General features: G+C 69.9%; 11 protein-coding genes and 1 pseudogene. 4 read left to right on the plus strand and 8 right to left on the minus strand.

Going from position 1 to position 8,954, the window contains the following annotated elements; all coding sequences use genetic code 11:
- Together LQV45_RS12330 and LQV45_RS12335 are read right to left on the minus strand one after the other, a co-directional pair.
- Positions 1-828, minus strand: a pseudogene (locus LQV45_RS12330) (PAS domain-containing sensor histidine kinase); the annotation flags it as partial.
- 304 nt (positions 829-1,132) lie between these two features.
- Positions 1,133-1,633, minus strand: coding sequence for a MarR family winged helix-turn-helix transcriptional regulator (locus LQV45_RS12335; RefSeq protein WP_230007276.1), 501 nt, complete (start codon positions 1,631-1,633; stop codon positions 1,133-1,135).
- 105 nt (positions 1,634-1,738) lie between these two features.
- On the opposite strand from LQV45_RS12335, the gene LQV45_RS12340 reads away from it, so the two are divergent.
- Together LQV45_RS12340 and LQV45_RS12345 are read left to right on the plus strand one after the other, a co-directional pair.
- Complete coding sequence (locus LQV45_RS12340; protein WP_230007277.1) at positions 1,739-2,641, plus strand: alcohol dehydrogenase catalytic domain-containing protein; 903 nt, start codon at positions 1,739-1,741, stop codon at positions 2,639-2,641.
- A 230-nt stretch (positions 2,642-2,871) separates the two neighbouring features.
- Complete coding sequence (locus LQV45_RS12345; protein ID WP_230007278.1) at positions 2,872-3,183, plus strand: hypothetical protein; 312 nt, start codon at positions 2,872-2,874, stop codon at positions 3,181-3,183.
- Between the two features lie 40 nt (positions 3,184-3,223).
- Here LQV45_RS12345 and LQV45_RS12350 read toward each other — a convergent pair whose 3' ends face one another.
- Genes LQV45_RS12350 through LQV45_RS12360 form a run of 3 tightly spaced genes read right to left on the minus strand, consistent with a single transcriptional unit; the run spans position 3,224 to position 5,141 of the window.
- Positions 3,224-4,027, minus strand: coding sequence for an SDR family NAD(P)-dependent oxidoreductase (locus tag LQV45_RS12350; RefSeq protein ID WP_230007279.1), 804 nt, complete (start codon positions 4,025-4,027; stop codon positions 3,224-3,226).
- A 32-nt stretch (positions 4,028-4,059) separates the two neighbouring features.
- Positions 4,060-4,461: an arsenate reductase ArsC gene (locus LQV45_RS12355; protein ID WP_230007280.1), complete on the minus strand. Its 402-nt coding sequence runs from the start codon at positions 4,459-4,461 to the stop codon at positions 4,060-4,062.
- A 17-nt stretch (positions 4,462-4,478) separates the two neighbouring features.
- Positions 4,479-5,141: a MarR family transcriptional regulator gene (locus tag LQV45_RS12360; RefSeq protein WP_230007281.1), complete on the minus strand. Its 663-nt coding sequence runs from the start codon at positions 5,139-5,141 to the stop codon at positions 4,479-4,481.
- Positions 5,142-5,221: 80 nt separating this feature from the next.
- On the opposite strand from LQV45_RS12360, the gene LQV45_RS12365 reads away from it, so the two are divergent.
- Positions 5,222-5,794 (plus strand): dihydrofolate reductase family protein, encoded by a 573-nt coding sequence (locus LQV45_RS12365; protein WP_230007282.1) that lies wholly within the window; start codon positions 5,222-5,224, stop codon positions 5,792-5,794.
- A gap of 114 nt (positions 5,795-5,908) precedes the next feature.
- Here LQV45_RS12365 and LQV45_RS12370 read toward each other — a convergent pair whose 3' ends face one another.
- A complete protein-coding gene (locus tag LQV45_RS12370) occupies positions 5,909-6,277 on the minus strand; it encodes a hypothetical protein (RefSeq protein ID WP_230007283.1) in 369 nt (122 codons plus the stop codon).
- Between the two features lie 48 nt (positions 6,278-6,325).
- Here LQV45_RS12370 and LQV45_RS12375 point away from each other — a divergent pair, with 48 nt between their 5' ends.
- Positions 6,326-7,267 carry a linear amide C-N hydrolase gene (locus LQV45_RS12375; protein ID WP_230007284.1) on the plus strand — a complete coding sequence of 314 codons (942 nt, stop codon included), beginning with the start codon at positions 6,326-6,328 and terminating at the stop codon, positions 7,265-7,267.
- Positions 7,268-7,317: 50 nt separating this feature from the next.
- On the opposite strand, the gene LQV45_RS12380 is transcribed toward LQV45_RS12375, so the two are convergent.
- Positions 7,318-8,100, minus strand: coding sequence for an SGNH/GDSL hydrolase family protein (locus tag LQV45_RS12380; RefSeq protein WP_230007285.1), 783 nt, complete (start codon positions 8,098-8,100; stop codon positions 7,318-7,320).
- A 140-nt stretch (positions 8,101-8,240) separates the two neighbouring features.
- Positions 8,241-8,954 (minus strand): MFS transporter (locus LQV45_RS12385; RefSeq protein WP_230007286.1); only part of this gene is annotated, 714 nt, incomplete at its 5' end.

Here is an 8,954-nt window from a genome sequence, read left to right on the forward strand (position 1 = left end):
GAGGGCCACTTGCGATTCCGGAGGCCCGACCCACTCGAGGTGATTGTCGATCTTCTCGCCCCGCAGCGCGCGGGGAAGGATCTGTTCGTCGGGCGGGATGGGGGTCACGCGGTCGGCGGCGAGGACGCCCTCGCCGGCATACGGGGGCCTGTCCAACCGGATTCCGACCGACCCGGCCAGCTGATGGGCGATGCTGTTGGCGACATCGAGGCGGCCCTGGTCGTCGTAGAAAGCGACGCCGGCGTTCACCGCGTTCAGAATGCCGAGCGCGATGGACTCTGCGTTCTGGGCTTCGTCGAGTGCCGTGGCCCGCGCGCGATGGGCCTGTTCCAATTTCCACGATTTTCGTCGCAGATTCCGTGCTGCCGCCCACGCGACGATCGCCATGCCGATGGTGAATGTCGGTAGAGCCACGACATTTGCCCACTCGAGCGCCGTTTTCGGCCACGCGCCGGCGTAAAAGAACCAGAAGGACGTGATGAACCCCGCACCGAAGACGGCAATCACGCTTCCGAACCACGGGAAACCGTAGGCCAACCACCAGATCGGAAAAATCGCAAGGATCGTCACGGCCGGGACGACGGCCAGCAATTCCGCTTTCAACAATGCGACCGAGATGATGTCCGAAACGGCGACGATGATCATCCAGGACGGTGCGTGTCGCTCCCAGGGGACCGTCAGTGATGCGATCGTAGCCGCGGCGGCTAGGGCGACCCCGAGCAGAACGGGCCAGGTCGGCAGAACGCTCGGTTGAGCGATCGCTGTGATCGCCACAATGAAAGCGATCCCGGAAATAAAAGGGAGCTGGGTGAGCGTGAACACGCGCACGCGACCGCGCACGCTCTTCATTTCCAACAACGACATTGTGGGGAAATTCACCTCAACCTGATTCGGCGGTACCCAGAAGCTACTCCATTTATGGGATCGGCACCGTCAACGTGCCTGCACGGGAATCGGTGGGTCCGGGGCGCGGCATCGAGACGAGCACGAGGGCGTCGTCGCGCGAGAGCCGATAATGCACATTATGTCAGATTGTGAGTCGAGAGCGCCGCGATGCCCGCGGCTCGGTGGCACGCGATCCCCCGACCAGCGGCACCCGAGGGGCGACGCCCGCCCCGCTGTCGTGGCGCGTTCAGGTGTCCTGTCGCGCTGATCGAGGCGGCAGGAGCGCGACACACTCGCCCCGGATCGGCGTCAGGATCGCTTCGCTGAGATCCTCCAGCTGATCGAGCTGTTCGCCCTCGAGAAGCTCGAACACGCGGGCGCGCACTTCGGCGATGTAGCCGGGGTCCACGGCTCGCAGCAGAATCACCCCCGGCTCGGTGAGTCTCGCGAGGGTTCGGCGCGCATCTGACGGGTCCGTGCTCCGCGCGAGGAGGCCGCGCTTTTCGAGTCGAGCCACGATGCGCGACAGGTGTGAGGGCGTCACGCTCGCCGTGGCGGCCAGTCGACCCATGTGGATCTCGCGGTCCTCGCCGACGGAGAGGCACCGCAGGACTCCGTACTCGGCGTGGCTCAGGTCGGCGCTTCGCTCGAGGTAGGCGTCGAGTTCCGCGGGAAGCCACATCATGACGCCCACGAGCAATGCCCAGGTCCGTTCCTGCTGCGGCGTGAGTCGGTCGGTCTGCGGCACCCTCCCACGATACGACTACTTGCCGCGGAAAGGAATGGCCTATAGCGTTCCTTTCCGCGGCAAGTATTGGCCGCTCCCCCTGAGACCTCTCGAAAGTTGACCCTCATGCGCGCTGCCCGATTCCACTCCTACGGAGCTCCCGACGTTCTCGTCGTCGAGGACGCGCCCGAACCCCACGCCGGCGAAGGCTCGGTCCGGATCCGCGTGCAGGCGACGAGCGTCAATCCGATCGACGTGCTCCTGCGTGCCGGCCAGCTCGCTCAGGTGCTGCCGCTCTCCCTGCCCGCCATCCCCGGCCGGGATGCCGTCGGGGTCGTCGACGAGGTCGGACCCGGTGTGACGGATGCACAGGTGGGCGACGTCGTGTTCGGTCTCGGCGGCGTGAGCGACACGACCGCGGAGTTCGCCGTCCTGACGGCCTGGAGTGCTGTCCCGGAGAGCTGGTCCACGACGCAAGCGGCGGCAGCGGGACTGGCTTCCGCCACGGCGGCGGCGGCTCTCGACGTCCTCGGCGACCTGCGCGGTGCGACGCTGCTGATCGAGGGAGCCTCGGGGGCCGTGGGGGGCGCCGCCGCGGCATTCGCCCTCGCCGCCGGCGCCGTCGTGATCGGCACCGGAAGCGCGAGCCACCACCCGTACCTGGAGTCGGTGGGCATCCTGCCCACGACGTACGGCCCGGGGCTGGCAGAGCGCGTGGCTCGCCTCGCGCCGCACGGCGTCGACGCGGCACTGCACTCGGCGCCGTCCGCCTCGCTCCCCGACCTCGCGGACATCGTGCGAGACCGCTCGCGTGTCGTCACGGTTCTCGACGCTCCGGGCGCTGCGCGACTGGGCCTTCACAAGGTCGACGCGCGCAACGATTCGACTCTGCTGCGCCGTGCGGCCGCACTCGGTCGCGCCGGCCTCTATGTCCCCCGTGTGGCGCACGAGTTCCCCTTGGCTCAGGTCGTCGCCGCACACACCGTCGCGGAGAACGAGGGCGGCAAGGTCGTCATCACGCAGCCGTGACGGAGGTCACGGCTGCCGACGCGGGCGCGGACGCGGCGGGGTGAAGACGGCGGTGCGTCCTCTCCCCCGGGGGCGCGCCTTCACTTCTCCGTGCGGCAGCGGGTAGAGCGCCCGCGCCTCGTCCTGCGTCGCGATCGGGCGGCCCACTCCCGCGCGATCTGCTGTGCGTTCGACGTTCCGCACAACGGACGGATGCCGCCCGGCACCGTCGGTCCGGTTAGCCTTGCGCGATGAGCACCGCGAGACTCCCCCGGGACCGCCGTCGCACCGCCTCGATCGTCCTGGCGTCGATCGCCCTCGCCGGGCCGACGTTCCTGCTCGCATGGGTGGGGTACATCGCCGTGACAGTGAGCGGGGCGTCCGGCATGATCGCGGTGCTGCCGATGGGGCTCTTCTGGCTCACGTCGTGGGTCTGGGGGATCCTCGCCTTCATCGCCCTGGGGCTGGGGGTGACCTCGACGCGGCCGGCCCTCCCCTGCCTCCTCGCCGTCGCCGCGCTCCTCGAGATCGTTCTCGGGTTCGCCGTCCTCGGCATTCCCTAGACGCGCGTGCGGATGCTCTCGTCTCGCTCGGGGACGGCCGTCAGTGGATCCACTCCGATGTCACGCCGATCACGCGGGATCCGTCCAGGTCGCCGAGCGAGAGCCCCGCGAAGCGGACCGCGGCCTCGGAGGTCTGCCAGCGGAACTTCGGGGTGTCGGTGATCGCGGCCTCGATGACGGTCTTCGCGGCGTCCTCCGCCGACTGGGCCTGAGCGAAGGAGGCGGTCGTGCGTTCCAGGTACGCATCGAGTTGCGCCTGGTAGGCGCCGCCGTCGTACCGCTCGACCGACTCGGTGAACGACGACGCCACGGCCGCAGGTTCGACGATCGCGACGTCGATGCCGAAGGGGGCGACGACCGGGGCGAGCGACTGCATGAGACCCTCGACGGCGAACTTCGCGCCGCAGTAGGCGTCGGCGAACGGCTGCCCCACCGCTCCCCCGACGCTCGTGACCGTCACGATGCGACCGTGGCCGCGCTCGCGCATGCCGGGCAGCACGAGGCGGGTCAACCGCGCGACCGAGAGGTAGTTCGTGTCGAGCTGCGCCTGGAGATCGGCATCCGAGAGCTGTTCCAGAGTGCCGACGGCGCCGCGCCCGGCGTTGTTCACGAGGATGTCGACGGGGCCGAGGTCGGCGACGAGCTCGACCGCGCCATCGGCGTCGGTCACGTCGAGCGCGCGGATGTCGATACTCACGCCGGCGGACTCGGCCGCCGCGCGAAGGGCGTCCGCTCGGGCGGGATCACGGACGGTCGCCACGACCGAGACACCCGCCGAGGCGAGACCGATCGCGGTGTGGAGGCCGATTCCGCTGGAGGTTCCGGTGACGAGGGCGATGCTCATGCTCCGACCCTAGACCCGCTCTCTCCGTGGGTTCACTCCCCCGTCAGTTCGCCGATCAGCGCCTCGACGCGGCCGCGGATGTCGTCGCGGATGCGGCGCACCGAGTCGGAACCCTGACCGGCGGGATCGTCGAGCTGCCAGTCCTCGTAGCGCTTGCCGGGGAAGATCGGGCACGCGTCTCCGCAGCCCATGGTGATGACGACGTCGGATTCGCGGACGGCATCCACGGTCAGGATCTTCGGGGTGTTCCCGGCGATGTCGATGCCCTCCTCGGCCATGACCTCGATCGCGACGGGGTTGATCTGATCCTTGGGCTCGGAGCCGGCCGAGAGAACGTCGATGCGGTCTCCGGCGAGGTGCTGAAGGTAGCCGGCGGCCATCTGCGAACGGCCGGCGTTGTGGACGCAGACGAACAGGACGGTGGGACGGGACATGAGGGTCTCTCTCGGGGTCAGGCGGCGCGCACGTGCGGCAGCAGGGCGTCGATGCGGTGGGAGATCTCGTCGAAGGCGGCCTCGAACGCGGCACGCGTGCCGACATGGACCGGGTCGGGGATCGACCAGTGCAGATCAGCGGATGTCAGCGTCTCGCGCGCGCGATCGCACACCGTGACGCGCAGATCATCGGGTCGTTCCAACTGGTCCAGCGTCTTCGTCGTGGCTCCGGACAGGTCGAGTCCGTGTGCGGCGGCGACGGCGATGGCGCCCGCTGAGACCCCGTCGGCGGGAAGCGTGCCGGCAGACGCGGTCTCCACGGATGTGCGCGCTCGCCACAGGTGCTCGGCGAGCTGCGAACGGGCGGAGTTCGCGGTGCAGACGAACACGACCCGCGGGACTCGAAGCTCCCCGTCGCGCTCCTCCGCGGGCAGGGCGTGCGCAAGGAGTCGCACGTAGCTGCGCCGACCGTCGCCCTCCGACCGGCGACGTTCGATCAGGCCCGCCGCGTCGAGCACCTTCAGGTGGTGCGCGAGGAGATTGGATGCCAGTCCCAGCCGCTCCCCCAGCTCCTGCGGCGACAGGTCGCCGAGCGCGAGCAGATCGACGACGCGCAGTCGCGCCGGATCCGCCAGTGCGGCGTGGCGCGCGGCCCGGAGTTCGAGAGGGACGGAGATCATTGCCTCAATCATCGTTGAGATATGTGCACGCCGCAACTCCTGGTCCTGCGGTGTCGGACGTCCCCGATACCGTCTCGGTCATGACCCGAGCAATCTTCCACACCGCCACGACCCTCGACGGATATCTCGCGACCGACGATGATGCGCTCGACTGGCTGTTCGCCGTTCCCGGCAGCGATGAGGCGGAGGCGGCGTTCGGCCGTTTCCTCTCCGGCGTCGGGGCGCTCGTGATGGGTTCGGCGACGTACGAGTGGCTCGTCCACCACGAGCGGCTTCTGAACGAGCCCGAGAAGTGGGAGCGGTTCTACGGCACGCGGCCGGCCTTCGTCTTCTCGTCGCGGGTGCTCCGCCCCGTGCCGGGGGCCGACATCCGTATCGTGACGGGCAGCGTTCGGCCGCAGTGGGAGTCGATCCGGGATGCCGCTGCCGACGGCGACGTGTGGATCGTCGGCGGCGGCGACCTCGCCGGACAGTTCATCGACGCGGGGCTGCTCGACGAGATCCGTCTCTCGATCGCTCCCGTGACGCTCGGCTCGGGGAAGCCGCTCCTCCCCCGGGTGCTCGGCGCCGACCGGCTGACGATCCTCGCAGCGAAGCAGGCAGGACAGTTCGTGGAGGTCGTCTACGCCGTCGACAGAGTCTCCGGGGCGTGATCGCGCCCCGGATGTGGCTTCGGCTCGATCCCGTCGCCGCGGATTTCGCCGCTCGGCCGACGCCCGGCGACGGAGCGCACGAACCTACGGACTCGAACCCGGCGCCCGGCGCGGTCAGCGGACCGCGCGCATCAGATCCGCGAGCACTCCGACGGCGATCGCGACGGCGGCGAGCACCGACAGCACCGCGAGGAGGATCCGTACCGTTCCGTTCGCCCCCGCCTTGCCGCGCGATCGAGCGAGCGCGACTGCGCCGGCGAGGAGACTCCCGCACGCGAGGACGCCGAGCGTGAGAAGGAGCCCCGCCCCGATCTCGGGCGTGTGCAGGTAGCCGAGCAGCAGCGCGCCGGCGTACACGATGCCGGCGGTGAGGACCCCGGCGAGCACGCGGGCACCGATGTCACGCCAGAACTTCTCCTCGCGGAGCCATGTCCCCACCCATCCCCACGGACTCGGTCGGGAGATGTCGGTGTCGTCGGGCACGTCTGAACCCTAGCTTCCGCGCCGTCGCCCTGGGATACGCTGCACGGCGTGTGCACTCGCATTTTCTGGAACAGCAACGACGTCGCCAAAACGGTCAGCCGCTGCATGGATTGGGCCGTCAGCGACGAGCCCGAACTGTGGTTCGTCCCCCGCGGAACGGTGCGAGGCGGAAATGCCGACCACGAGTCGCTGACCTGGACGTCGACGTACGCCAGCGTCGTGACGAGCATGTGGGGCATGGGCACCGTCGACGGCCTCAACGAGAAGGGTCTGGGCGCCCATGCGCTCTACCTCGACCCCGACGACGTCGAGTTCCCCCAGCCCGACGGGCGGCCCTCCGTCGCCAACGCACTGTGGGTCCAGTACCTGCTGGACACCTTCGCCACCGTCGCCGAGGTCGTCGCCCACATCGACCGCGTGCGCATCACGTCGCCGACCTTTCGTGGCATCCAGCTCGGCGTGCACATCGCCCTCGAAGACCCCTCGGGGGACTCCGCGATCATCGAGCCCCTGGGTGGCGAGCTCGTCGTGCACCACGGCCCGGAGTACACGGTGATGGCCAACTCCCCCACTCTCGACAAGCAGCTCGAGAACCTCCGTCGGTATCGGCCGTTCGGCGGCGAGCTCCCTCCTCCCGGTGACATCACCTCGACGGACCGGTTCGTGCGCTCGTCGTACTTCCTGCACTACCTGCCCGAGCCGGAGAACACGGAAGAAGCCGTTGCCGGTGTCTTCCAGCTCATCGCCAACGTCTCGGTGCCCTATGGCGCGCCGTACTCGACCGGCGACGTGTACCCGACCTGGTGGCGCGCGGGGGCCGACCTGACCAACCGCGTCTACTACTTCGGCTCGACCCGCAGCCCCAACATCTTCTGGGTCTGTCTCGATGACCTCGCCGACACGACCGAGGTGCGCAGAATCGACCCGCGAGAGCTCACGCTCGTCGGCGATCAGACCGCTCACCTCGAGCCGGCCGCGCTCCCCTACTGAGCGGGTCTCCCCGCGGGCCGCCTCCCGGGCGCCTCCCGGGCGCCTCCCGCTCAGGCTCCGCCGTCCGCCACACCCCGCGGTGCCAGCTCCACCCAGCCCCCGCCGAACTTCGCGGCGCGCCCGTCGCCCGACGATGTTCCGGTGAGGCGTCGCCGCACCCACGGGCCCACGTGCTCGCGGTAGTACGCTGTTCCGCGCAGCCGCTCGCTCTCGGGGATCTCGCGCAGGTGCCACCACCCGTTCGGCGCTTCGAACCCGACGGACTCGAGCACCCGCGCCGCCACGCGGTGATGCCCGCGCGCGTTCATGTGCAGCCGGTCGACCGACCAGAATTCCGGTTCGGCGAGCTCGCGGTCGAACCAGTTGTACGCCGTGATCACGTCGGGACGCGAGCGCAGCCGGTCCTCGACGGCGTGCGAGAGCCGGTCGCCGCGGCCCTGGACGACGCGGCCGAACGGCAGTCCCGCCGACGGGTTGGCGCCCGAGAGGACGATGAGCTGCACGCCCTCCTCGTCGCACCGGCGGACCACGTGGTCGAAGACGTCGACGATCCGCTCGATGCCCGTCCGCGGTCGCAGCATGTCGTTGCCGCCGCCGTTGAACGACAGGTGCGTGGGCTGGAGGGCCAGCGCGGGTTCCAGCTGCTCCTCGACGATCGGCCGGATGAGCTTGCCGCGGATCGCGAGATTGGCGTACTGGATCGGTTCGCCCGCGGCATCCGCCCACCCCTGGGCCGCGAGATCCGCCCATCCGCGGACGGTGCCATCGGGCAGTTCATCGCCGACGCCTTCGGTGAACGAGTCGCCGAGGGCGACGTACCTCACGGATGCCATCGCGCCAGCCTACGCGCGGACGGCGGGGCCGAGGCGCGGCGCGGCAGCCCTGGGTTCGGGGCGCGATTGTCCGTTCGGGGCGTGGAATACCGCGCCCCGAACGGAGGAACGCGCCCCAAAATCGGCCGCTGGCGGGCGCGTCAGTCCTCGTCGAGCGCGCGGCCGCGCTGCTCGCGCAAGGTCAGAGCTGCGACCACCGCGACAGCGAAGAACGCCGCGAACACCACGAAGAGCAGCGGTGCGCCGCCCCAGCCCAGCAGCGGCGGAACGCTCAGCGGCGCGATGATCGACGCGATGCGGCCGACCCCGGCCGCCCAGCCCGATCCCGTCGCCCGCAGCGGAGTCGGATAGGTCTCGGGGGTCGCGGCGTACAGCGCTCCCCACGCGCCGAGGTTGAAGAACGACAGGGCCATGCCCGCCGCGATGATCGCGACCTCGCCCGAGGCGGTGCCGAAGAACACCGCCGCCACGGCCGACCCGGCCAGGAACGTCGCGAGGGTCGCCCGGCGCCCCCACGCCTCGATGAGCCACGCGGCCACCGCGTACCCGGGCAATTGGGCGAGTGTGATGATGAGCGTGAAGCCGAACGAACGCACGAGGTCGTAGCCCTGCGATACGAGGATCGTCGGGATCCAGATGAACGCCCCGTAGTACGAGAAGTTGACGCAGAACCACAGCACCCACAGGGCCGCGGTGCGCGCGCGCAGGCGCGGCGCCCACAGAGCGCGCACGCGGGTGCGCTGCGTCGGCGTGCCGTGCTCGTCGATGACCGGGGCGGGCGACAGTGACACGCGACCCGCCGCGGCCTCGAAATCGCGCACGATCGCCGAGGCCTCGGCATCCCTCCCTTGGCT

The organism is Microbacterium sp. Bi128, from assembly GCF_918698205.1.